The following is a 23,634-nucleotide window of genomic DNA, read 5'->3' on the forward strand; positions in this document are numbered from 1 at the left end:
CAATGTCCCGTCCTGACCTAATCAGTTTATATAGAAATGCTAATTCGGCTTAAGAACAGACCAGCAGAATTTATCTTCTATTAAACCTTATCTGCTGTAATTTGGAGATTCTTTGGTGATCGTCACATCGTGTGGATGACTTTCATGAATTCCGGAAGATGTGATCTTGACAAATCTTCCAGTTTCCTTTAAAGTATCAATATCTTTGGCGCCACAGTAGCCCATTCCGGCTTTTAAACCTCCAACAAATTGATGTATGCTTTCTTCAAGTTCCCCTTTGTAAGGCACCCGCCCCACAATACCTTCTGGAACCAACTTTTTAATATCATCTTCCACATCCTGAAAATAACGATCTTTTGAACCTTTCTGCATAGCTTCAACAGACCCCATCCCGCGATAGGATTTAAATTTTCTTCCTTCGTAAATAATAGTTTCCCCGGGAGATTCTTTAGTTCCTGCAAGCAAAGAGCCCAGCATTACAGTATCTGCTCCCGCGGCAATCGCTTTGGGAATATCTCCGGTATAGCGAATCCCTCCATCTGCAATCACAGGTACGCCGCTGCCTTTTATAGCTGCAGCAACTTCCAGGACTGCCGAAAATTGCGGAAATCCGACCCCGGCCACAATTCTTGTAGTACAGATTGATCCTGGTCCAATTCCAACCTTAACCGCATCTGCTCCCGCTTCTACCAAAAACCTGGCCGCCTCTCCAGTGGCGATGTTCCCTACCACCACTTCCAGGTCTTTAAATTTCTTTTTAACTGCCTTCAGTACTTCCACCACTCCTTTGGTATGGCCATGTGCAGTATCGATAATGACGGCATCCACACCGGCTGCGACAAGAGCTTCCACTCTGTCTACAGCATCCATGGTTACTCCAACTGCCGCGGCAACACGTAACCTTCCGAAGTTATCTTTATTAGCCATAGGCTTTTGGGTAAGCTTGGTAATATCCCTGAATGTGATTAAACCTACCAGCTTATCTTCCTTATTTACAACCGGAAGTTTTTCAATTTTATTTTCCTGAAGAATATCTTCTGCCTGATCCAGCGACGTTCCTTCAGAAACGGTTACCAGGTTATCTGAAGTCATAACTTCAGAAATTGGTCGCTCAAGATTTTTCTCGAAACGCAAATCGCGGTTGGTGACAATCCCCAGCAATCTACCTTCACCATCCACAATTGGAATCCCACCAATACTATGTTCCCTCATTTGAGCTTTTGCATCTTTTACTTTTGCCGAAATTGGTAAAGTAACCGGATCTATGATCATGCCGCTCTCTGCCCTCTTTACTTTCCGGACTTTTAGCGCCTGTTGCTCAATAGTCATATTCTTGTGAAGCACGCCAATACCTCCTTCTCTCGCCATAGCTATAGCCATACGGGATTCTGTAACGGTATCCATCGCAGCGGATACAATAGGAACATTAATGGAAATATTTCTGGTAAATTTTGTACGGATACTGACTTCGCGTGGTAAAACTTCAGAAAATGCGGGCACTAAGAGTACGTCGTCGTAAGTGAGACCTTCTCCAAGGATTTTAGATTCGTGTGCGGTCATAGCAATTAAGGATTTAATTGCGTGCAAATATAAGTTCTTTTGACCAGAAATAGAGGATTATAAAGGGCTAATTATTTTGTAAAACCAGGAGTTGGTAATTTTAATGAAAAACAGAAAATATTTTATTCCTAATGGTAATTACTAAAAAGCTTTGTGGCCTCATTATAGGAAGACTCGAAGCTTCCCATTCTAACGTTGGTATCAGCTTTTTTGGAATTAAAATAAGAAATCATTTTTTCTGAAGGCATGTTTCCAGTAAGCTCATCCTTAGCCATGGGACAACCGCCAAAACCCTGAATGGCACCATCAAAGCGATAGCAGCCGGCATTATAAGCAGCATCAATTTTTTCATGCCAGCTGGAAGGCGTGGTATGCAAATGAGCACCAAATTCAATATTTTTAAATTTCGGAATAAGATTCGAAAACAAATAATCGATAATCTCTGGCGTAGAACTTCCAATAGTGTCTGATAATGATAAAATTTTAACTCCCATTGCTGAAAGTTTCTCTGTCCACTCCCCCACTATTTCCACATTCCACGGGTCACCATACGGGTTTCCAAAACCCATTGAAAGATAGGCGACGACTTCCTTATTATTGTCGCGGGCAATCTGCATAATCTCCTCAAGAACTTCTACAGATTCTGAGATTGTTTTATGAGTATTCCGCATCTGAAAATTTTCAGAAATTGAGAAAGGATAACCTAAGTACCGGATTTCCTCATGAACTGAAGCATCCTGTGCGCCCCGGGTGTTGGCAACAATGGCCAGGAGCTTACTCTGTGTTCTGGAAAGATCGAGCTGCTTTAGAACTTCTGCAGTATCTGCCATCTGCGGAATGGCTTTGGGAGAAACAAAACTTCCGAAGTCTATCGTGTCAAATCCGCACCTCAACAAGGATTGAATATACTGCACTTTTTTATCTGTAGGGATAAAGGGTTTAATACCCTGCATTGCATCCCGCGGACATTCGATTAGTTTTATTTTTTGCATAAATCCAAAGATAGCATTTTAGGTATTATTGCTCTTCTTAATTCCTTACCGGAATTATCTTGCAATTTCCCGCTCCAGAATCTTCTTGTTTATGGCTTTTACCAGCGCCGGTCCTTCATAAATAAAGCCGGTATATAATTGCACAAGACTTGCACCGGCATCCAGTTTTTCCAACGCATCCTCAGGAGAATGGATACCTCCAACTCCAATTATAGGAAAGGCTTTATTGCTTTTATCTGAAAGAAACCTGATCACTTCAGTAGAACGGTTCTTTAGTGGTTTTCCGCTCATTCCACCCATTTCTTTTTTATTTTCAGATTTTAAACCATCCCGCGAAATTGTTGTATTAGTGGCGATGATTCCTGCAATTCCTGTCGTCTGCACAATTTCGATTATATCAAGCAACTGTGCATCGGTAAGGTCGGGTGCTATTTTTAACAATATCGGCTTTTGCTTCGGTTTTGCCAGATTAAGATTCTGAAGTGTATTCAGCAAATTTGTAAGCGGCTCCTTGTCCTGAAGTTCCCTTAAATTTGGAGTATTTGGAGAACTCACGTTTACCACAAAATAATCTACATGCTCATAAAGTGCTTCAAAACAAATTTTGTAATCTTCTACAGCATTTTCATTCGGAGTGACTTTATTTTTACCAATATTGCCTCCAATAAGCACATTTTTGTTCTGTTTTAACCGCTCTACCATGGCCTCTACTCCACCATTATTAAAACCCATCCTGTTAATTATTGCCTGGTCTTCCTGGAGCCGGAAAAGTCGTTTTTTCTCATTTCCCGGCTGCGGTTTGGGGGTTACGGTACCTACTTCTATAAAACCAAATCCAAAATTTGACAATTCTTTATATAAATTCGCATCTTTATCAAATCCTGCAGCAAGTCCCACCGGATTTTTAAATTTTAATCCGAAAACTTCCCTTTCCAGCCTGCGGTCATTAACCTGATATTTTTTCTTCAGAAAAGAAGATATTCCCGGAAGCTTATTTAGCTTTTTTAATGAATTAAAAGTAAAATAATGCACTTTTTCGGGATCATATCTAAAAAGTGCAGAACGAATTATAGAGGTATACATAGTAGCAGCGGGTTTTTACAAAAATAGATTTAATTTATGAAGCAAAAATCCTTTATGAAACTTTCTCTAATTTTTTTCTTAAAAAAGAGAGGCCTTCAAAATGGCAAATATCGCCATCCTGAAAAAATCCTGAATGACGATATTTGTAATTTTTGGACGGTCTCTCTATTACTCTGCATTATCCTACAGTAGTAATATCAAAATCCTACAGCAGCATCATCCCCTCTTCGATCTGCACCACCTTCATACCTCCCATCAGGAAGTTTTAAAATGGCGTCTACCTTGCCTATTATTGTAGACTCTCCCTCATTAATATTGTAGCCTTTTTTCCGAAGTGAACCCAGGATTTCTTCAGAAAATGCACTGGGTTCAAAAAGAATTTCATCGGGCAGCCACTGATGGTGGAAGCGCGGAGCATTGACTGCCTGCTGCATAGTCATGTCAAATTCAGAAACATTAAGAATTGTCTGCAGAACAGAGGTAATGATGGTAGAACCACCAGGGGAGCCAACGCTCATCCAGAATTCCCCGTTTTTTTCAATAATTGTTGGTGTCATGGAACTTAACATTTTCTTTCCGGGAGCAATGGCATTGGCCTCTGCACCAATAAGCCCGAACATATTTGGAAAACCCGGCTTGGAGCTAAAATCATCCATTTCATTATTGAGAAAAAACCCAAGTTCCTCCACATACAATTTCGATCCATAAGCCCCATTTAGAGTGGTAGTAACTGCTATGGCATTCCCGTATTGATCTACTATTGAGAAATGAGTTGTCTCGTCACTCTCGTAGCCAGGGATTTTGCCATGTTCCAGACTGGAAGAAGGCGTTGCTTTTTCAAAACTGAAAGTGTTCATACGACGATCCAGGTAGCCGGAACTCAACAAAGAATCGACAGGAATATCCACATAATCAGGATCTCCTAAATAGAAACTCCTGTCGGCATAAGCCCGTCGCTCTGCTTCAGTTAAAACCTGAATAGTTTTTAAAGAATTATGACCATATTCATCTAAAGGAAAATCTTCTATCATTTTCAGGATTTGCCCCAACACAATTCCCCCGCTGGAAGGTGGCGGCATGGAGATAATATTCAGGTTCTTAAATTTCACATTAACTGGATCTCTCCAGTGGGTATGGTATTCTTCGAGATCTTCCATACTTAATATCCCTCCTTTCTCCTGAAGGTAATTCACCATTTTTTCTCCGGTCTCACCTTCGTAAAATTCAGCTCTACCGTTTTTGACCAAACGCTTAAGGGTTTTGGCCAAAGCAGGATTTTTTAGTGTATCACCTTCAGCATAAGTTCTGGCAAAAAGGATTGTGTCCTGATTTGCTTCAAAAAAAAGCTGCCGATATTTGATAAAATTTCTTTGCTGCTTTTCGGTAATTACGAATCCTTTTTCAGCAAGTTGGATAACCGGCTCCAGAATTTTTGCTATAGGCATAGAACCAAAGCGTTCATGTGTTTCAAAAATACCTGCCACTGTTCCCGGAACCCCTACCGCCATTGCACCAAGCCTGCTTTTTTGAGGTAGCACATTTCCATCTTCATCCAGGTACATGTTTTTGGAGGACAGCAAAGGAGCTTTTTCTCTGTAATCCAGCGCACCTGTTTCTCCATTTGCAGTTCTGTATACCATAAAACCTCCACCGCCAAGATTCCCGGCAAAGGGATAACTCACAGCCAAGGCCATCTTTGTAGCAATCATAGCATCAAAAGCGTTTCCCCCTTTTTGCAAAATTGACAAACCTATCGCTGAAGCTTCTTTACGCGCAGAAACAACTATCGCTTTTTCAGCAATTACACCTCTTTCTGCTGCTACAGAAGAAACAACATCTTCAGAATTTTTGCAGGAAACGAATAAAATTATTGTAAAAAGGTAAACAAGTTTTCTCATAAGTTTAAGGAATAAAATTGCTCGTTGAACTATCTTCGCTAATAGAGTAAAACAACCCAAATTAGTTCATATTTCCGAAAATAAAAAGATCAGAATGCTTAATAAAAATCGAATAATAGATAGATTTCTAACGTATGTAAAGATCGATACCCAAAGTGATCCTGGCAGCGATTCCACGCCAAGTACAGAAAAGCAATGGAAACTTGCAAATTTACTTGTAGATGAGCTTAAGGAAATGGGAATGCAGCATGTAAATATTGACGAACATGCTTATGTGATGTCTACTTTACCTGCAAATGTTGCTCATAAAGTGCCGGTGATAGGTTTTGTTTCCCATTTTGATACTACACCTGATTTTAGTGGTAAAAATGTGAATCCGCAGATTATTGAAAATTACAACGGCGGGGACATTGTGTTAAATAAAGAAAAAGGAATTATCCTCTCTCCAGATTATTTTGAAGATTTAGAGCAGTATAAAGGTCAGACTTTAATTACCACAGATGGCACGACGCTTTTGGGTGCCGATGATAAAGCCGGGATTACCGAAATTATGACGGCCATGCAATATCTTCTTGATAACCCACAAATAGAGCATGGTGAAATTAAAATATGCTTTACCCCCGATGAAGAAATAGGCCGGGGCGCACATAAATTTGATGTTGAAAAGTTTGGTGCAGAATGGGCTTACACTATGGATGGAAGCCAGATTGGTGAACTTGAATACGAAAATTTTAATGCAGCTTCGGCTGTAGTAAAAATAAGTGGGAAAAGTGTGCATCCGGGTTACGCAAAAGATAAATTGATAAACAGCCAGTATATCGCCCAGGACTTTATAAGCTCTTTACCAAGACTGGAAACTCCTGAACATACTGAAGGCCGACAGGGATTTTTTCATCTAAGTAATATGAAGGGAGACGTTGAAGAAACAGAACTTCATTACATAATCCGGGATCATGATAAGAAGCATTTTGAAGCCCGTAAAAAGATGATTCTGGACTTGGGTGAGGATCTTAGAACGCAATATGAACGCGATTGCATAGCTATTGAAATTAAAGACCAATATTTCAACATGAAGGAAAAGGTTGAACCGGTAAAACATATCGTAGACCTTGCTGAAAAAGCCATGAAAGCGGTAGGTGTTAAACCTATTATTAAACCTATACGCGGTGGAACAGATGGTGCGCAGCTAAGCTATATGGGACTTCCCTGTCCCAATATTTTCGCCGGCGGACATAATTTCCATGGAAAATATGAATATGTACCTGTAGAAAGTATGGAAAAAGCCGCTGAAGTAATTGTAAAACTAGCACAACTGACTTCAGAAAAGTACAAAAAATGATCTAATCAATTCTCAAGTTATGCCCGTACCGTCAGCAGATCAATATGTGGAGATACATCCATACTGGCAGGAAGAACTTTTGGTTTTAAGAAAGATGCTGCTTTCTACAGCGTTGGAAGAAGAAATAAAATGGGGCGCACCAGTTTATACTCTAAATGGAAAAAACGTTGTAGGACTGGTTGCTTTCAAGAATCATTGTGCAATGTGGTTTTACAATGGTGCTTCTCTTCAAAAAAATACTGATTTACTGGACAATGCGCAGGAAGGAAAAACAAAAGCACTACGGCAAATAAAATTCAGGAAAGGAGATAAAATCGATCCTGATGTTTTGCTAAAATATGTAGCCGAAGCTATAGCAAACCAGAAACTGGGAAGAATACTACAAACCCAGATAAACAGCAAATTAGTTTTACCTCCAGAGCTAAAAGCTGCTTTTAATAAGGACAAAGATCTAAAATCTTCTTTTGCTAAACTTCCGGAAGGCAAACAAAGGGAATATACCAATTACATATTTGAGGCAAAACGGGAAGGCACAAAACAGAAGAGATTGGAAAAGATATTTCCGCTAATTAAACAAGGTTCTGGTTTAAACGATCACTACAGAAAAGGATGATAATTGGCATTTTTCAGCCTCTGCAATTTTCAGCAAAAAATCTGCACCTTCAAACTCCAAAACAAAAAAAACCTGTGAAGAAAACTTCACAGGTTTTTTAATCATTTTGTCATCTTTGAGAGTAACAAAAGCAGATTATTTTTTCTCTTTTACTGCCGGTTTTGCGGGTTCATTTAACTTCCTGCTCATCTCCATAGAAATAGAAGAACGATCAAAAGTAATTTTACCTGCTCCGGTTTCAATAATTACTGCATTATTTTTTTCACTAAAATCTAAAATCTTGCCGTGCATCCCACTTTTAGTAACAATTCTGTCACCTCTCTTAAGTTCTTCGACAAAGTTTTTTTCCTGCTTTGCCTTTTTCATTTGAGGGCGTATCATAAAAAAATACACCACTACAAACATTAAGATTATTGGGGCAAACTGCGCTAAATTATCCATATAGTTTTCTTCTAGCTAGTTGTTTCTCCCGCTTCTACGAAAGCTCTTATTTTCACTTGTTCTTTTCCTTTTTCAGTATTCGCAGATACGGTAACGGTTTTAGTAACCTGTCCATTTCCTGAACCATTGTATTTCACAGTCATTTCTGCAGTTTCTCCAGGTGCGATTGGCTCTTTTGGAGCATCAGGCACAGTACAACCACAAGAACTAGTAGCATTGGTAATTACAAGAGGTGCTCTTCCTGTGTTAGTAAATTTAAAAACGTGCTCTACGTTTTCACCTTTTTGGATTGTTCCAAAATCGTACTCCTCTTCTTCAAAAGAGATCACAGGATATACAGTTTCCTGAGCGTCACGCTCTGCAGCAGTTTGTACATTTTCAGCTTTCACCTTGTCTGAAGCATTGTTATCCTTACAAGAAGAAAAAAGCAGCGCTCCAACTGCTGCTATCATTAAAATTCCTTTTTTCATGGTAATTTATTTAAATATTCAAAGTTTAAAATTAATAAAAATTCTTTACTACATCAGGCCCCGGCCCATTTTATTTAGTTTCCCTTCAGTTTTATATTCCCGGGATAATTTATCCAATATCCCGTTAATAAAAATGCTGCTTTTGGGAGTACTATATTCTTTTGCAATCTCCAGATATTCGTTAATGGTTACCTTTACCGGAATGGAAGGGAATTTCATAAACTCACAAATGGCCATTTTAATTAAAACCATATCTACTTCCGCAATTCTGTCCTTGTCCCAATTTGGTGTTTTTCCCAACATTTCTTTGGAAAGCACCTCATCACTAAGGTAAGTTTTTCTGAAAAGTTCTATAGCGAATTCTTTGTCCTCAGGACTTTTAAATAGTTTGGTAAGCTTTAAGGAATCGGCTGAAGTTTCTTTCAGCTTCTGAAGCATTTTTAAAATCGCAGTATTAATTAACGGAAGGTCATCCAGCCAGGTCAGCTTTTTATCTTCCAGGTATTCGTAAAGTTTCTCGTTAGGTGCAATGATTTGTTTAAATATTGCAATTACAAAGTCCTTATCTTCTTTAAAAGAGGAATTTCTAGTCTCCATGTATTCCTCATAAATCTCACTATTTTTAATTTCTTCCCAAACGATGGTTACATACTCATCATCTCTCTTCCAGTGGGTAATTTTATGGTCTTCTATAGCCTGGCGTAAATGCTCATTCTCGTCCAGGATCTGAATTACTTTATTGTCAAGAAACTTCTTATTGGGATCTATATCTTCCTGTGTGGCCAGGTGCTTCTGCTGGGATTTCTCAAGAAATTTTTCTGCCTTTCCCCTTATTTCTACAAATAGGTTTAACTGCAGCAGGTAGAGGTCATACATCTCATCCATACTTTTTTTCAGAAATTTTTCTTCAGTAGCAAGTCTGTCATTCTGGCTTTGATGAAAAGCGTATAACGACTGCATAACCTTAACGCGAATATGTCTTCTTGTCAACATAAGTGTAAAAGAACTTTTATAATTATAAAGGGCGAAATTAATTCCTCCGTGCAAAAATACCAATTATTTAAAACTGACTAGTTCAAAACTGGTTTTTTTATTGTTTAAACTTCTTAGAGCCGGAAATTTCTACAAATTGAAATATTTTCATTTTACTTCATCAGGATTCTTCCACATAATATTCTATACAACCCACTGTATTTTAGTGGTACCAAAACCAATGGGACAGATACTAATAATTGCTTCTAAACCTGTATCTTTGCACCCAAAAAATTGCTCGTAATTTAGAAGATATGCTACCCAGCTAACGGATGCAGCTTTTTTAGTTCCCTTTGTGGTAAGGCAAACAACCATAACCGGACTAATCCTGAATTATCAAAGCAATTTGATTAAATTGGATCACTTGAACCTCCAGGCTTAATGAAGCATTTAAAGCATCTTAATAAATATTTCTATAAATATAAATGGAAACTTCTTAGCGGACTAATAATTACAATAGCTGCACGGATTTTCGCTATTTATTACATCCCTCTAATCGGGGATTCTACCAATATAATTGAGGACTACATCAAAGGCGAAATTACAGAACTTTCTGTAGTACGTAGTGAACTTGCTTATAATATTACGCTTATAGTAGGCGCTACACTCGTTTCTGCTTTTCTAACGTTTTTAATGCGACAAACGTTTATAGTGGTATCGCGGCACATGGAGTTTGACCTTAAAAACGAAGTTTACCGGCACTACCAGGATCTATCCCTTAATTTCTACAAGAAAAACCGCACCGGGGATTTAATGAACAGAATTAGTGAAGATGTTTCCAAAGTGCGAATGTACCTGGGACCGGCAATTATGTACAGTGTTACAACCTTCACCTCTACTGTGGTGGTTTTAATTTACATGATAGATGCTGCGCCAGAACTTACCCTTTACACAGTAATTCCTCTGCCGGTTTTATCTTTTGCCATTTATAAATTAAGTGTAGCTATCCATAAACGCAGTACAGTTGTACAGCAATATTTATCGCGGTTAAATACTTTTACACAGGAAAGTTTTAGCGGGATTGCGGTGATAAAATCCTACGGAATGGAGACACGAACCAACAACGATTTTGTAGAACTTTCTAACGGCAGCCGGGATAAAAACCTAGATCTTGTAAAAGTGCAGGCATTCTTTTTTCCGCTAATGGTCCTGCTTATTGGAATTAGTAACATCCTGGTGATTTATATAGGCGGACGAAAATATCTTAACGGGGAAATCGAAAATCTTGGTGTTATTGTAGAATTCCTGCTGTATGTAAACATGCTAACCTGGCCTGTAGCCTCTATTGGATGGGTAACTTCCCTGGTTCAGCAGGCTTCGGCTTCGCAGGAAAGAATTAATGAATTTCTGGATCAAAAACCGGAAATTACAAATAGGAAAAATGAACCCGACAGTATAAGAGGAGCTATTGCTTTTAAAGACGTCAGCTTTACCTACGACGATACCAATATTACAGCATTAAAAAATATTTCTTTTGAAGTTGAAAATGGGGAAACGCTTGCCATTATAGGAAAAACCGGTGCCGGAAAATCAACAATATTAGAACTAATTGGGCGCCTTTACGATGTAGACCAGGGAGAAATTACTATAGATAGGAAAAATATTCAGGAACTTAACCTGGACAGTCTTAGAGAGAGTATAGGTTATGTTCCACAGGATGCTTTTTTGTTTAGCGACTCCATTCGCAACAATATAAAATTCGGAAAAACAGATGCTACCGATGAGGAAATATATGAAGCTGCAAGAAATGCATCAGTTCATAAAAACATCGTAAACTTCAGCAAAGGTTATGATACTGTACTGGGAGAACGTGGAATTACCCTATCTGGCGGACAAAAACAACGTGTTTCTATTGCAAGGGCGATAATCCATGATCCCGAAATATTGCTTTTTGACGACTGCCTTTCAGCCGTAGATACAGAAACTGAGGAAGAAATCCTGAATAATTTGTTCAAAATTTCTAAAGATAAAACGACAATTATTATTAGCCACAGAATCTCTTCAGCTAAGAATGCAGATAAGATAATCATCCTGGAAGACGGGCGAATAGTACAACAAGGCACTCATTCCCAATTAATAAACCAATCCGGATATTATAAAGAGCTCTATGCAAAACAGTTAAATGAAAAAGAAATGTGAAAATTCTTTGCTATATGTTAATAATTTTTAGATTTTTGAAGAGCAAATAAAAACCAACTAAAGCATTTATTTATGAGCGACAAGGGAACGATGGAGAAAGAGGAAATATTCTCTAAAGTGCTAAGAGCCGGAAGAAGAACTTATTTTTTTGATGTAAGGGCTACAAGGGCTGATGATTATTACCTAACCATCACAGAAAGTAAAAAATTTACCAATGATGATGGTTCTTTTTATTACAAGAAACACAAGATTTACTTGTATAAAGAAGATTTCGCAGGATTTAATGAGATTCTCCAGGAGATGACAGATTTTATTCTTGATGAAAAAGGGGAAGAAGTAATTAGTGAGCGCCATCAGAAAAACTTCAAGCCAGAAGAGCAGGAAGAAACAAATGGTGCACCAGTAGCAGCCGCTACAGCTACCTCGCCAAAGGCTTTTACAGATGTAAGTTTTGACGACATCTAGAAAACTACATCGTTAAGATCTTAACCGTCCTTCTCTTTAGGACGGTTTTTTTATTCCATTATTTTAGAAATCCTTTAAAGGTTTTTTGCCGTTTCCTCAACATAAAATTATCCCACCCTTAACCCGTTTTCTACTTTAAAGCCGGGTTCCAAAAGCACAATATCACTCTGCTCACCCACAACACCAAGCACAAGGCATTCACTCATAAAGTTTGCGATCTGTTTCTTCGGAAAATTTACCACAGCAATAACTTGCTTTCCTTTGAGTTCTTCCACGGCGTAACGACTGGTTATCTGTGCTGAAGATTTTTTAAAACCTATCTTTTCTCCAAAATCGATTTTTAACTGAAAAGCAGGTTTTCGCGCTTCCGGAAATTCATTTACTTCTGTAATTGTGCCTACCCGCATTTCCACTTTCTGGAAATCCTTCCAGGTTAGATCCATATTTTAATTTTTAAAACCTGAAATTAATGAAAACTCTCAGATTTACATATCTATTTGTAACTTTAAAGAAAAAATGTCACTAACGCCTTCGAATATGCTGCCTTTGGGCACCACTGCTCCTTTTTTCCGTCTTCAGGACAGCAGAACAGATCATTTTTACACCTTGAACGATGTTAAGGGTGAAAAAGGAACAGTAATAATGTTTATTTGCAACCATTGCCCATTTGTAAAACATGTAAATGATGAAATTGCACGGCTGGCAAATGATTACCGCCAGGCAGGCTTTGGATTTGCAGGTATTATGAGCAATGATGTAGCGAAATACCCACAGGATCACCCCGTCCTTATGAAAGAACATGCGATGAAGGAGCAATATTCTTTTCCCTACCTCTACGACGATACCCAGGAAGTTGCCAAAGCTTATAAAGCCGCCTGTACTCCAGATTTCTTTTTATTTAATGATGAGTTACAACTTATCTACAGAGGCCAGCTTGATAATTCCAGGCCCGGAAATGGAATTCCTGTAAATGGACGGGATCTTCGGGAAGCTATGGATGCAGTTTTAAATAATCGTAAAGTCTCCCAAGTACAAAAGCCCAGTATAGGCTGTAATATTAAGTGGAAAGAGTGACGATTACGTCAACCATAGAAAGGAGTTATTCCCTTTCATGTAAATCCTATCGGTTTAGTAGGTTTTTAAAGCTATTTTTCCTTAATTTTAATACTTCAACACAAAAAGGAAATAGATATGAGCGACTTAAGATTAGGAGACAAAGCACCAAATTTTGATGCAGAAACATCTGAAGGTAAAATCAACTTTTATGAGTTTTTAGGTGACGGATGGGGAATTTTATTCTCCCACCCTGCAGATTACACACCCGTTTGTACTACCGAACTGGGAGTAACAGCAAAGTATAAAGATGAGTTTGAGAAGCGTGATGTTAAGGTAATGGCACTTAGTGTAGATGGGGTGGAATCGCATAAGGGTTGGATAGAAGACATTAACAGCACACAAAACACCACTGTGAATTTTCCAATTATCGCAGATGAGGACCGAAAAATTGCCAATTTATATGGTATGATCCATCCAAAAGCAGATAATACCTTAACCGTAAGATCTGTTTTTATTATAGATCCTGAAAAAACCATTAAATTAATGATCACCTATCCTGCCAGTACAGGAAGAAATTTCGATGAACTGTTACGTGTAATAGATTCTTTACAGTTAACGGCAAATCACAAAGTAGCAACACCTGCAAACTGGAAAAACGGAGAGGATGTGGTGATAAGCCCAGCTATATCAAGCGAAGATGCCAAAAACATCTTTACAAAAGGATTTAAAGAAGTAAAACCTTACCTAAGGATGACCCCGCAGCCAGACAAGAAATAATTGGCAAAGGATTCTATAAAGAATTAAAGCTGCATGAAAATCTCGTGCAGCTTTTTTTATATCCAGTCCCTTCTTTTCATAAGGTGTTCAATATGGGCGCAATGATGCCGGCAGTGCCAGGAATACATGGCAAGACAATATAAAAGACTTATTTGTTTTTGATTTTCAGGATGACGGAAGGTTTTGCGAAAATCCGCTTCCTCCATTCCTTCAAGTAAAAACACCCATTTTGCATGCAGGGCTTTTAAATGATCCAGGGATAGTGCTACCGGAGGCCTTTTACTATCAAAAAGAGCCGCGTAAGCTTTTTCATCGTAAGCTTTTATCAACGGATCATCTTCTGATAAAGCCCATTTAAACCGAATATAGGCATGGCTATGGCTATCTGCCAAATGATGGACCAATTGTCTTATTGTCCAGCCACCAAGCCTGTATGCTGTGTCTAATTGGATATCATCCAGGTGTTTTAACAAATCCTGAAGCAGGGAAGGACAAGCTGCAATATCTTCTATCCAACCCTGGATGTATTTTTCATGACAACGCTCCGGAAAATACATTTTTCCGATAGGATATTTTAATAATTCCAGTTGTTCCGAAGTCATTCTTAAAGATAAAAAAACGTGCTGAAAAAATCAACACGTTCTATCTTCAAAATCTTTTTTACAGTAAAAAAAGTGCAGGTCGATATTTGTCAATTTTCGACCTGCATTAAAACCAGTTATTTCACGTCCATAAGTTCAACATCAAATACCAAGGCAGCATTTGGAGGGATTACCCCTCCTGCCCCACGTTCGCCGTAGCCAAGATGGGAAGGAATTACAAACCTTGCCTGGTCACCAACCTGTAGCATCTGGATACCTTCGTCCCAGCCTGCAATTACGTGACCCTGTCCAATAGGAAATTCAATTGGCTCTTTTCTTTTATAGGAAGAATCGAAAACAGTCCCATCGGTAAGCATTCCTTTGTAGTGTACAGACACAGTCTTACCTTTTTCAGCTTTTGCCCCGTCTCCTTTTTTCTCAATCTTATATCGAAGTCCGCTCTCGGTTTTCTCAAAACCCTGGGAAATTTCCCCTAGAAGTTCTTCCTGCTGCTTTTTTGCAGCAGCTTCACGTTCTGCTTTTGCCCCATTAAATTGTCTGAAAGATTCTACGGCATTAAAGTTTTTAGCAGCTTCTCCTTCTCTTACAATTTCCAGCTTGTCAATCTTATCACCCTGTGAAATTTTGTCCACGACATCCTGTCCTTCCACTACATTTCCGAATACAGTATGCTTACCGTCCAGCCATGGCGTTGCACCATGAGTAATAAAAAACTGACTTCCATTCGTTCCAGGACCTGCATTAGCCATAGAAAGTGTTCCTGCCGAATCGTGTTTTAGATCAGGATGTATCTCATCCTCAAACTGGTAACCCGGACCTCCGGAACCTGTCCCCTGGGGATCTCCACCCTGCACCATAAAATCTGGAATCACCCGGTGAAATTTAAGTCCGTCATAGTACGGCTTTCCTTGTGGAAAAGCATCATTTTCTATTTTTCCTTCAGCAAGACCTACGAAATTACCAACTGTTCCAGGTGTTTTTTCAAATTCTAATTCGACTAAAACTTCACCTTTTGAAGTGTGAAATTTAGCATATAAACCATTATCCATTGTTTCTAATTTTTATTGAAATGCAAAGATACCTAAATAAATTTTTAAGGTTAAATGGATGACAATCGAACTGCATCCCCTGAGGATTTTTCTAATTCCAAAAATTCCAACTGCCCAACTTTTAATTGACTTTCTCACCATTAACGTAGGTGCCCAGTACTTTTATCCCCGGGATTTTTTCAGCTTCAACCTTCATAATATCCTGATCTAATATGATGAAATCGGCCAATTTTCCTTTTTCGATGCTGCCTTTTTCATCTTCTTCAAAATTGCTAAAAGCCGCCCATATGGTCATTCCGCGAAGCGTTTCTTCTCTGGAAAGTGCTTCATTAGCCATAAATCCTTCTTCAGGATAATTCTTTGTATCCCGACGGGAAACAGCTGCATAAAATGTAAGAAAAGGACTCACCTCTTCTACAGGAAAATCTGTTCCCAAAGCAATTATTCCAGCCTGATCCAGTAACTTTTTATAAGCGTAGGCACCTTCTAGCCGCTCTTTCCCTAATCGCTCTTCAGCCCAGTACATATCACTTGTGGCGTGTGTTGGCTGAACAGACGGAATGATATTTTTACTAAAGTATTTAAAATCTTCCTCATCGATCACCTGCGAATGCTCTACTCGCCATCTCCTGTCTTCTCCCTTGCTCAACAATTCATCGTAGGTTTTTAAAACAAGATAATTAGCTGAATCCCCAATCGCATGAGTATTCAGTTGAAATTCTGAATTGGCAATTCTTCTTGCGGTTTCTTCGAAATTTACAATCGGAGAAAGCAAAGCACCATGATGGGTAGGCCTGTCTGTGTATTCTTCTTTAAGCGCAGCTCCCCTGGATCCCAGGGCTCCGTCCCCATAGAACTTAACAGAGCGCACATTTAAACGATCTGTTTTATACGTTCCTTTCTTCAGGAAGAAATCAAGATTTTCTTCGGTATTGCTAATCATCGCATAAATACGTATCTTAAAATCACCTTCTTCATGAAGATTGTCCATTAATTCTATCGTGCTTTTATCGATTCCCGCATCGACCACGGTTGTGAGTCCGTATTCAAAGCAGATCTCCTGTGCCGCCATTAAAGCATTAGTTTGTTCTTCTATTGTCGGTTCAGGTTGGGCACCGGTAACCAGGTCCATTGGATTATCTACGATTATCCCTGTAAGCCCGCCGTTTTTTTGCTCAATATCGCCACCCTCAAAAGAAGTTTCTATAGTTATACCGGCGGCATCAAGGGCAGCCTGATTGGCCAGTAATGCATGGCCATCTATGCGCGTAATGGCTATGGGCGTATCTGAAAACAAACGGTCCAGCGTATCTTTTGTCGGGTATTCTTTGTTCTCCCAGTCATTCTGATCCCAGCCCCAACCTGTAATAAAATCTACTCCATTCTTCTGCTGAAATTCAACAATCCTGGTTACTACCTCTTCAAAACTTTCTGTTCCTGTAAGATCAACCCGGTTTTGCTGAAGTCCCAGTCTGTAGAAATGAGCATGAGCATCTATAAAACCAGGAAAAACAGCTTTTCCTTCAGCATTATAAATTTCTGCGGCCTCATATTTATCCCGAAGATCTTCGGCAGTTCCTATTTCTAAAAATTTTCCATCCCGTACTACAAATGCTTCTGCCTTACTGAATGTACTATCTACTGTATAAACTTCAGCATTAAAAATAAGAAGGTCTGCAGATTCCTTTTCTGTGGAATCACATGAAGTAAAAGCAATAGTAAGGATCAGGATGGTTAGTACCTTTTTCATTTAATTCAATTTTGGGTAAAAATAGAAAATACGCCTGATGAAGGGCGTATTTTCCTGGTTATATATTATTACTTCGTATGAAAGATCCTGAGAATTCTTAGAATCCCATTGCATCCCCAATAGCAGAACGTATATCGGGATTTGCGGCTGCGGCCAGTGCCACCGATACAATAAGTCCGATCATTGCATAGGAGAAATCTTTGAAGATCATTAATCCGGCTTTCTTGCGATGCTTCTTTCCTTTCTTTTTACGTGCAAGGCTAATCGCTATTTCCCGGCCCCCAATAACCCCAAGGAAAACCCAGGTAGTACTCATTGGGACTGTACTTATAAAAAGTTTGTAAATAAGCATGACCACATAAATTAAATCTACAAGCGTAGCTGCGCGGATATCTGAAATCCTGGTTTTCTCACTTACCACCTGCTGAATTTTATCACCCCGCAGGTAAAATAAAAGACCAAGACCTAAAAATATTGTAAGGGAAAATACGGTAAACTGAAAAACATCCAGTTGCCTTGGCAGGAATACTGCGATGTTTGCACCATCCTGCATTACCCAAACCCCCCACAGGGTACCACTAACGATCCACTGAGTAATTGTCCAGCTGTTATTAAATTTCCGGCTTTTAAAGTATTTTCTAATAAAGTTATACGAAAGGTACCACACCAGAAAAGATAGTACAAAAGCCATTATATAGCCAGTCCAACTCTTCCAGACTACAGAAGTAATTCCGGAAGTGTCTGCGCTAAAAACACTTAGAATTAAAAATGTGGTAGAAACCGGCATTCGTAATCTTGTTAAAATCAACAAGATCAACGGTGCAATAATCTGAAAAAAACTAAAGTTCTCAGGGTGCGGATATGCCGTACTTCCATCGGGTTTTGTAAGTCGCTGTACGGTTACATCCCCATCATACTCCAACCAGCTCCACGTGACTACCGCCAAAAAAATTGCACCTACATAGAGCCATAAAATCCACCATTTTTTACCTTTATTACTTTCTATAAAAGTTCCCAGAGACTGAATACTGTCGTTAGCCACTGTTGCATAAGCTGCAAAAAAGAAGCCCAGCCACATTGCGGCCTGGCTGTTACCGGTAAAGATTCCGGCCAAAATAATACCTATAATTATAATTGCCAGGAAAGTTTTTTCCTGAACTAAGAAATCGAGGATATTTAGATAAGGTCGATCGCGGTTAATCCGCCTGAATTTTTTTGCCATTTAGAATTTTAGATTACTTCGTGACTTGTGTTTGGGTTCTGTTTTTCGGGTGCAATATTAACTTAAATTTAAGTTTCCAATGTTTACTAAATGTTAAGTAATACGTTTTGCTGAAGATAATAATTTTCTGAAAAACAATAATTTAGAACCATTTGTTCAATTTATTTAAAAATAAGTCCAAAAAAGAAAAGCACCCCAATAGGTGCTTATACATTATAGTCCAGAATAATTTATAATTCTGTATTAATTTTCTAGAAATCGAATTTATAGGTTGCCCCGGCCAGAACCTGTAATCCCTGTACCTGGAAATTTGTCCATCTTTCGTAATTGTTGTTGAGCAAATTATTTCCTCTCACAAAAGCTGAAAGCTGCTCGTTAAAGCGGTAGCCCAAGTGTGCATTTAAATCGAAGTAACTGTCCAGTACTACATACGCTTCAGATAATGAACCGTCTACCGGCCTGTTATCGATAATTGCCAAATCCTGGCGTTCACTTCTAAAGAAGATATTTCCACCTGCGTACCATTTTTCAGTTATCTGATAATCGGCGTTAAGGGACGCTTTTACATTTGGCAAATTCCATGCTTCTGCTTCCTCATCTGTAGAATAGTTAAAATATTCGGCATTCAGGGAAAGATAAAAATTTCGGTTTACATCCACATTAAGTTCCCCAAAAAGCGAAAGCGTGTTTACATCATCATAAACTACCTGAAATGAATTTCCGTAGCCATAATTTTCCATAGAAGCGATTGGGCCTGTAGGATTTCTTCGGAATAAAGCTTTATTAAACTGGGATGCATACCCTGCTCTAACATTATAACCAAGAAAAGTAGTTAATCTTCCTTTAGCACCTACATAAGCATCATATTCCGTTTCTGTAGGCTGAATTGCCAGGGCCGGAGATACAAAAGGGTTTTCCTGAAAGAACTTGTAATACGTATTTTGCTCCAGATCCCCTTCAATACCTGCATAAGCAGTTAAAAGATCTCCTGAAAGCCTGTAACTGGCAGTAATCTGCGGATACAGATAAAAATTGTTATCGCTGTTTTCCGGATCAAGGCTATAGAAAAGTCCGATTCCCAAATTTAATGTAAGATCATCCCGAAGCACCAGTAAACTCGGACTGAAGCCGAAGTTCATAAACGTATAATCCTGTCCTGTTCCATCCAAAGCGACCTCCTCAAATTGCCCATTTACGATATCTGCAGTAATATCTGAAGTAATTAGCTCTCCGGCGATATTGACTTCAAAAGTCCCTCTGGCATCAAAATGATTTTCGGAAGAACCGTATGCGTCACCCGAATGTCTGAATTTCGCTTTGGCTTTATCAAAGAATGAATCATAAAGATCGATTTCGCCGCCTGCATAAACCGAAAAATAATTCTGAGTAGGATCAATATCCATTACCTGGTCATTAGACAAAGCAGGAATTTCTGGTAATCCATACCAGTTAAACAGTTGGTGCTGCCCTCCCACTTCGGTCTTCCACGAAAGCTCGCGATCTCTCCTGGTATAGCTCAGATTAAGTTCAGTATCATAAAATTGATCATCCAGTCTAACGCCTTCTATCCCTCCCTGAGAGGAATTATGTGTAAGAAAAATTCCGAAGTTATCAGTACGGTTTACCTCCAGGTTACTATAAAATTCGGCTAAAACATTAGAGTAATTACCAAATCCAAGGGTGGCGTAATTGTCGTAAACTTTTGGCGGTCTTTCGCGCTCTAAATTTGTAGCCCGACCTTTAGCAGGAGTAAACGTAGATGCCACTGGCACAGAAAATATGCTGTACTGCACAGGCTTCTTGGCTGTATTTACAGAATCTGCCCTTGTTGGTGTTTCACGTATTTTGGATGCATCACGTACAGAAGGTGAATAGGGTTTTACAACTGTTACGGTCTCGCTCCCCAAGGGATCCTGGGCAAAAAGGAAACCATTAATTAAAAACAAACTTAAAAACAGGCTTCTTTTTCCCACCAACGGGTTTAATATCTTCAGGACCAAGCTGAATTTCAATACCATTTGATTCATATAATTAGGGTTTGCGACGTGGTTCTTGTTTGAGAAAATTCGCATATAAATGACTGAGTTAGTTTTAATTTTGAACTGAAGAGTTGGTTTTGGCTTCTTTCTCCTTGATCCTGGCCAGTTCAGATTTTGCCTCGGCGACGACTTCAGGTTGATTTCCAAAGTTTTTGATGACATTCTCCAGAATGTAAGTCGCCTGGTAAGCGTCACCCAATTGATCAAAGTTCTTTGCCATTAAAACAAGTCCTTTTGCTCCCCAGTGCTTGTATCCTGAAAAGTCTTTAGCCAAAATTTGTATTGCGGCATTGGAAGCCTCGTAATTTCCACTTTTGCTTTTGAAATAAGCATCGTAGTATAAAGCTTCGGCGGCCAATTCTCCGGTTGCAGTTTTTTGAACTTCAGCATAAGCAGTTTTTGCCCTGCTTTCGTTTCCGTTTTTCATTGCTGCCCTGGCGATAATTACCTGTGCATCAGTCTTCGCTTTCTCTTCGGCTCCGGTGTTCTGAAGAACCTTTTCAGCATAAGCCTGAGCCTGGGAAATATTTCCCTGTTCAAAATAGGACTTCATAAGGTTGGACTGGGCATAAACCATGTTCTCCTGAGATTCTGCCTGTTTTTCCAATCTTTCCAGAAGCGGAGTAGCTTCAGTATAATTTCCTTTTTCAAGATAAATCTGGGAAAGTCTCGCCAGTGCCTGCTCTGTAAATTCATTATTCGGCTTACTTAGCACAAACCTGTAGTGGTTCACCGACTTATCTTTATTTCCATCGCGGAAATAAAGTTGCGCCAGGTAAAAATTGGCATTTATCGAGTGTATTCCGTTCGGGAATTCCTGAATATAATTTTCAAATCCTCTAATGGCCTGAGCCGTGTTATTATTCAGATATTGATTTTCTGCAGCTTCGTAGGAAGTATTGTCCAGATCTGCATCAGAAATTTCAACAAAATCAATATTTCTTACCCAGCTCGCATACTCGTCTGTTCTTCCCATATCCACATAGACGTTCCTTGCTGTGGAAACGGCCTGCATAGCTTCCGGAGTATTGGGATAATCTGTAACCACCTTCTTAAGTCGCTCCAGGGCTTTATCTCCCTGATTGGAATTATAATAAATTAATCCCTGTCTCAACATCGCTTTTGGAACAAAAGCACTGCCTGATACATCTCTAATAAGACGGTTGTAAGCCTGCACACCTTCGGAAGTATTGTTCATTGCAACATAGGTATTTCCAAGCTCAAACAATGCATCATCCCTGTATGAGGAGCGCGGATATTTGTTCAGGAAATTATTCAACTCCTCTATTTTGGTCTCATTCCTGTCTACAAACCCATAACTAATCGCTTTCTGAAAAGCTGCATAATCGCTGTTCTCCACATTATTGGCAATTGCGCTGTTATAAGCCTCCATGGCAGGCCAGTACTGGCTGTTCACAAAATAACTATCTCCCAGCCTCAAATAAGCGTCATCTCTTCTTGGGCCATCGTTGTTTGTATTTTCAGAGTATCTTTTAAAATAGTTAATGGCCTGGGCATATTCATTCTTTTTGAAATAAGCATAACCTAAATTATAGTCCAGGTTTTTCATTTCCTCTGTACCACGGGCGGCTGTCATCCCGCCAAATTCCTTATAGCCAATAATTGCATCGTCTATACGATTCACATTAAATTCACTCTCTGCCTTCCAGAAAGTTGCTTTCGCTGTAACCACAGGATCTCGTGGCTCGGCTAAAGCTTTTTCAAAATTTTCCAGTGCTTTGTAGTAATCTCCTTCTTCGTACAGTTCCAGTCCGTAGTAATAGGCTACTTTTTGATAAGCCTGCTTATCACTGAAATTCCTGTTATTTTCCAGGAGCCTCATTGCCTCCTCGTAATTTCCGGAATTAATAAAAGAGTCTATAAGTAAAGTCTCTACTTCCTGCCGGGAGTCTGAATCGGGATATTTTTCAAGATAACTAAGAAGAACCTGTGAAGGGCTTTCATAAGAATTTCCAATTTCGTAGCTCAATTTTGCGTAATTGAGATAAGCATCTTTCTGGATTTTCGCATCGAATTCCATTTCGCTGGCATTCTTAAAAGCATTCAGCGCCTGTTGTTTCTGGTCTGAATTAAGATAAGATTGTGCCAGGTGATAATAGGCATTTTGAGCAATGGCATTATTCCCGTCAATAATTTTATTAAATTCTGAAATTGCACCTTCATAATTCCCCTGCTTGTAATAAGCATATCCAAGCTGATAATAGTCTGTATTGTTCCATTTGCCTCGAAGCCCCTGATACTCCTTTAGGTATGGAATCGCCTGTTCGTACTTGCCAAGGTTAAAATAGCTCTCCCCTATAATTTTGTTAAGCTGAGATTTTTCCTGTCGGTTAGAATTTGGCAATTGCTCCAGTCCAAGTTTTATTGCCTCTTCAAAATTTCCCAGTTTAAAATTCATATCAGCCTGGAAATAAGAGAGGTCTTCGCTATAACGATCATTATCCTGTACCTGCTGAAAATTTTCATTGGCCTCTTCGTAATCGTCACTTTCGTAAGCCATAAAACCAATATAATATTTGGCCTGGGAGCCAAATTCTTTGGAATCTCTTACGCGCTCCAGGTAAGTACGCGCCTGCTCATAATCATTAGAACGAAAATAAGCGTAGCCATTATTAAAGTAGAACCGTTGCCTGTCCTTCCGGCTCATCGCATTTTCATCTACCTTATCATACCATTTCCTGGCCAGCGCGTATTTACCGGTATTAAAATAATAATCGGCGACATCCAGATAAGCAGAATTTGTTTTGGTGCTGGTAGGATACCTGGTGACAAACCTTTCCATAAGCCTGTCAGCACCTTGTTGGTTAAGTCTTACTGCTGCATTTGCAATGTAGTAAGCAGCATCAGCTTTTATTTTTTCATCTTCTGTTTCGTCTTTTACATCATCAAAAAGATTTTGTGCCGCCAGATATTGCTGATTATTATACAATTCCAAAGCCTGGTTAAAGTCGGCAAGGTTGTTTGTAAAAGCTGCAGTTTGCTGGGAAAAGCCTTGAAATGAGAAGAATAGTAAAGCAACAAAAAGGAGAGATTTACTGGTCGTCATTTATATATGTTTAGGTTGAAGTTCAAAGATAATTTATATA

General features: G+C 39.1%; 20 protein-coding genes. 6 read left to right on the forward strand and 14 right to left on the reverse strand.

Annotated features, from left to right (window positions below):
• Positions 1-87 precede the first annotated feature (87 nt).
• The 4 genes from guaB to ggt form a co-directional block, all read right to left on the reverse strand.
• Entirely contained in the window at positions 88-1,560 is a 1,473-nt protein-coding gene (guaB, locus tag RM549_RS02795; protein ID WP_311680701.1) for an IMP dehydrogenase, read from the reverse strand.
• 128 nt (positions 1,561-1,688) lie between these two features.
• A complete protein-coding gene (locus RM549_RS02800) occupies positions 1,689-2,552 on the reverse strand; it encodes a hydroxymethylglutaryl-CoA lyase (protein ID WP_311680706.1) in 864 nt (287 codons plus the stop codon).
• A gap of 54 nt (positions 2,553-2,606) precedes the next feature.
• Entirely contained in the window at positions 2,607-3,635 is a 1,029-nt protein-coding gene (locus RM549_RS02805) for a quinone-dependent dihydroorotate dehydrogenase (RefSeq protein ID WP_311680710.1), read from the reverse strand.
• A gap of 197 nt (positions 3,636-3,832) precedes the next feature.
• Complete coding sequence (ggt, locus tag RM549_RS02810) at positions 3,833-5,533, reverse strand: gamma-glutamyltransferase (RefSeq protein ID WP_311680715.1); 1,701 nt, start codon at positions 5,531-5,533, stop codon at positions 3,833-3,835.
• A gap of 94 nt (positions 5,534-5,627) precedes the next feature.
• Here ggt and pepT point away from each other — a divergent pair, with 94 nt between their 5' ends.
• Positions 5,628-6,872 (forward strand): peptidase T, encoded by a 1,245-nt coding sequence (gene pepT, locus RM549_RS02815; protein WP_311680722.1) that lies wholly within the window; start codon positions 5,628-5,630, stop codon positions 6,870-6,872.
• Between the two features lie 19 nt (positions 6,873-6,891).
• The gene (locus tag RM549_RS02820; RefSeq protein WP_311680728.1) at positions 6,892-7,485 is read left to right on the forward strand and encodes a YdeI/OmpD-associated family protein; all 594 of its coding nucleotides are present in this window, start codon (positions 6,892-6,894) and stop codon (positions 7,483-7,485) included.
• A gap of 135 nt (positions 7,486-7,620) precedes the next feature.
• Here RM549_RS02820 and yajC read toward each other — a convergent pair whose 3' ends face one another.
• Genes yajC through RM549_RS02835 form a run of 3 tightly spaced genes read right to left on the reverse strand, consistent with a single transcriptional unit; the run spans position 7,621 to position 9,389 of the window.
• Entirely contained in the window at positions 7,621-7,926 is a 306-nt protein-coding gene (gene yajC, locus RM549_RS02825; RefSeq protein WP_311680732.1) for a preprotein translocase subunit YajC, read from the reverse strand.
• Positions 7,927-7,937: 11 nt separating this feature from the next.
• A complete protein-coding gene (locus RM549_RS02830) occupies positions 7,938-8,396 on the reverse strand; it encodes a DUF1573 domain-containing protein (RefSeq protein ID WP_311680735.1) in 459 nt (152 codons plus the stop codon).
• Between the two features lie 48 nt (positions 8,397-8,444).
• The gene (locus RM549_RS02835; protein WP_311680739.1) at positions 8,445-9,389 is read right to left on the reverse strand and encodes a transcription antitermination protein NusB; all 945 of its coding nucleotides are present in this window, start codon (positions 9,387-9,389) and stop codon (positions 8,445-8,447) included.
• Between the two features lie 420 nt (positions 9,390-9,809).
• Between RM549_RS02835 and RM549_RS02840 the strand changes: the two genes are divergently transcribed.
• Together RM549_RS02840 and RM549_RS02845 are read left to right on the forward strand one after the other, a co-directional pair.
• Positions 9,810-11,567, forward strand: a complete 1,758-nt coding sequence (locus RM549_RS02840; RefSeq protein WP_311680747.1) for an ABC transporter ATP-binding protein — start codon at positions 9,810-9,812, stop codon at positions 11,565-11,567.
• 72 nt (positions 11,568-11,639) lie between these two features.
• Positions 11,640-12,032: a PUR family DNA/RNA-binding protein gene (locus RM549_RS02845; protein ID WP_311680751.1), complete on the forward strand. Its 393-nt coding sequence runs from the start codon at positions 11,640-11,642 to the stop codon at positions 12,030-12,032.
• Between the two features lie 107 nt (positions 12,033-12,139).
• On the opposite strand, the gene RM549_RS02850 is transcribed toward RM549_RS02845, so the two are convergent.
• Positions 12,140-12,475, reverse strand: a complete 336-nt coding sequence (locus RM549_RS02850; protein WP_311680753.1) for a tRNA-binding protein — start codon at positions 12,473-12,475, stop codon at positions 12,140-12,142.
• A gap of 73 nt (positions 12,476-12,548) precedes the next feature.
• Between RM549_RS02850 and RM549_RS02855 the strand changes: the two genes are divergently transcribed.
• Both RM549_RS02855 and RM549_RS02860 read left to right on the forward strand, forming a co-directional pair.
• Positions 12,549-13,106 (forward strand): thioredoxin family protein, encoded by a 558-nt coding sequence (locus RM549_RS02855; RefSeq protein WP_311680757.1) that lies wholly within the window; start codon positions 12,549-12,551, stop codon positions 13,104-13,106.
• 117 nt (positions 13,107-13,223) lie between these two features.
• The gene (locus RM549_RS02860; protein WP_311680759.1) at positions 13,224-13,865 is read left to right on the forward strand and encodes a peroxiredoxin; all 642 of its coding nucleotides are present in this window, start codon (positions 13,224-13,226) and stop codon (positions 13,863-13,865) included.
• Between the two features lie 56 nt (positions 13,866-13,921).
• Here RM549_RS02860 and RM549_RS02865 read toward each other — a convergent pair whose 3' ends face one another.
• From RM549_RS02865 to RM549_RS02890, 6 genes are all read right to left on the reverse strand, one after another.
• The gene (locus RM549_RS02865; RefSeq protein WP_311680761.1) at positions 13,922-14,467 is read right to left on the reverse strand and encodes a YfiT family bacillithiol transferase; all 546 of its coding nucleotides are present in this window, start codon (positions 14,465-14,467) and stop codon (positions 13,922-13,924) included.
• A 116-nt stretch (positions 14,468-14,583) separates the two neighbouring features.
• On the reverse strand, positions 14,584-15,516 hold the full coding sequence (locus RM549_RS02870) for a peptidylprolyl isomerase (RefSeq protein ID WP_311680763.1): 933 nt from the start codon (positions 15,514-15,516) through the stop codon (positions 14,584-14,586).
• Between the two features lie 121 nt (positions 15,517-15,637).
• The gene (locus RM549_RS02875) at positions 15,638-17,266 is read right to left on the reverse strand and encodes an amidohydrolase (RefSeq protein WP_311680765.1); all 1,629 of its coding nucleotides are present in this window, start codon (positions 17,264-17,266) and stop codon (positions 15,638-15,640) included.
• A 97-nt stretch (positions 17,267-17,363) separates the two neighbouring features.
• The gene (locus tag RM549_RS02880) at positions 17,364-18,488 is read right to left on the reverse strand and encodes a hypothetical protein (RefSeq protein WP_311680767.1); all 1,125 of its coding nucleotides are present in this window, start codon (positions 18,486-18,488) and stop codon (positions 17,364-17,366) included.
• Positions 18,489-18,739: 251 nt separating this feature from the next.
• Complete coding sequence (locus RM549_RS02885) at positions 18,740-20,515, reverse strand: TonB-dependent receptor (protein ID WP_311680772.1); 1,776 nt, start codon at positions 20,513-20,515, stop codon at positions 18,740-18,742.
• A gap of 64 nt (positions 20,516-20,579) precedes the next feature.
• Positions 20,580-23,594, reverse strand: coding sequence for a tetratricopeptide repeat protein (locus tag RM549_RS02890; protein ID WP_311680779.1), 3,015 nt, complete (start codon positions 23,592-23,594; stop codon positions 20,580-20,582).
• Positions 23,595-23,634 lie beyond the last annotated feature (40 nt).

The sequence above is a fragment of the Autumnicola patrickiae genome (assembly GCF_031846525.1).
GTDB lineage: Bacteria > Bacteroidota > Bacteroidia > Flavobacteriales > Flavobacteriaceae > Autumnicola > Autumnicola patrickiae.

What these genes read in the sequence shown, in the direction of transcription:
- guaB (WP_311680701.1), bottom strand. Translation starts at nt 1,560, where the DNA reads ATGACCGCACACGAATCTAAAATCCTTGGAGAAGGTCTCACTTACGAC.
- RM549_RS02800 (WP_311680706.1), bottom strand. Translation starts at nt 2,552, where the DNA reads ATGCAAAAAATAAAACTAATCGAATGTCCGCGGGATGCAATGCAGGGT.
- RM549_RS02805 (WP_311680710.1), bottom strand. Translation starts at nt 3,635, where the DNA reads ATGTATACCTCTATAATTCGTTCTGCACTTTTTAGATATGATCCCGAA.
- ggt (WP_311680715.1), bottom strand. Translation starts at nt 5,533, where the DNA reads ATGAGAAAACTTGTTTACCTTTTTACAATAATTTTATTCGTTTCCTGC.
- pepT (WP_311680722.1), top strand. Translation starts at nt 5,628, where the DNA reads ATGCTTAATAAAAATCGAATAATAGATAGATTTCTAACGTATGTAAAG.
- RM549_RS02820 (WP_311680728.1), top strand. Translation starts at nt 6,892, where the DNA reads ATGCCCGTACCGTCAGCAGATCAATATGTGGAGATACATCCATACTGG.
- yajC (WP_311680732.1), bottom strand. Translation starts at nt 7,926, where the DNA reads ATGGATAATTTAGCGCAGTTTGCCCCAATAATCTTAATGTTTGTAGTG.
- RM549_RS02830 (WP_311680735.1), bottom strand. Translation starts at nt 8,396, where the DNA reads ATGAAAAAAGGAATTTTAATGATAGCAGCAGTTGGAGCGCTGCTTTTT.
- RM549_RS02835 (WP_311680739.1), bottom strand. Translation starts at nt 9,389, where the DNA reads ATGTTGACAAGAAGACATATTCGCGTTAAGGTTATGCAGTCGTTATAC.
- RM549_RS02840 (WP_311680747.1), top strand. Translation starts at nt 9,810, where the DNA reads ATGAAGCATTTAAAGCATCTTAATAAATATTTCTATAAATATAAATGG.
- RM549_RS02845 (WP_311680751.1), top strand. Translation starts at nt 11,640, where the DNA reads ATGAGCGACAAGGGAACGATGGAGAAAGAGGAAATATTCTCTAAAGTG.
- RM549_RS02850 (WP_311680753.1), bottom strand. Translation starts at nt 12,475, where the DNA reads ATGGATCTAACCTGGAAGGATTTCCAGAAAGTGGAAATGCGGGTAGGC.
- RM549_RS02855 (WP_311680757.1), top strand. Translation starts at nt 12,549, where the DNA reads ATGTCACTAACGCCTTCGAATATGCTGCCTTTGGGCACCACTGCTCCT.
- RM549_RS02860 (WP_311680759.1), top strand. Translation starts at nt 13,224, where the DNA reads ATGAGCGACTTAAGATTAGGAGACAAAGCACCAAATTTTGATGCAGAA.
- RM549_RS02865 (WP_311680761.1), bottom strand. Translation starts at nt 14,467, where the DNA reads ATGACTTCGGAACAACTGGAATTATTAAAATATCCTATCGGAAAAATG.
- RM549_RS02870 (WP_311680763.1), bottom strand. Translation starts at nt 15,516, where the DNA reads ATGGATAATGGTTTATATGCTAAATTTCACACTTCAAAAGGTGAAGTT.
- RM549_RS02875 (WP_311680765.1), bottom strand. Translation starts at nt 17,266, where the DNA reads ATGAAAAAGGTACTAACCATCCTGATCCTTACTATTGCTTTTACTTCA.
- RM549_RS02880 (WP_311680767.1), bottom strand. Translation starts at nt 18,488, where the DNA reads ATGGCAAAAAAATTCAGGCGGATTAACCGCGATCGACCTTATCTAAAT.
- RM549_RS02885 (WP_311680772.1), bottom strand. Translation starts at nt 20,515, where the DNA reads ATGAATCAAATGGTATTGAAATTCAGCTTGGTCCTGAAGATATTAAAC.
- RM549_RS02890 (WP_311680779.1), bottom strand. Translation starts at nt 23,594, where the DNA reads ATGACGACCAGTAAATCTCTCCTTTTTGTTGCTTTACTATTCTTCTCA.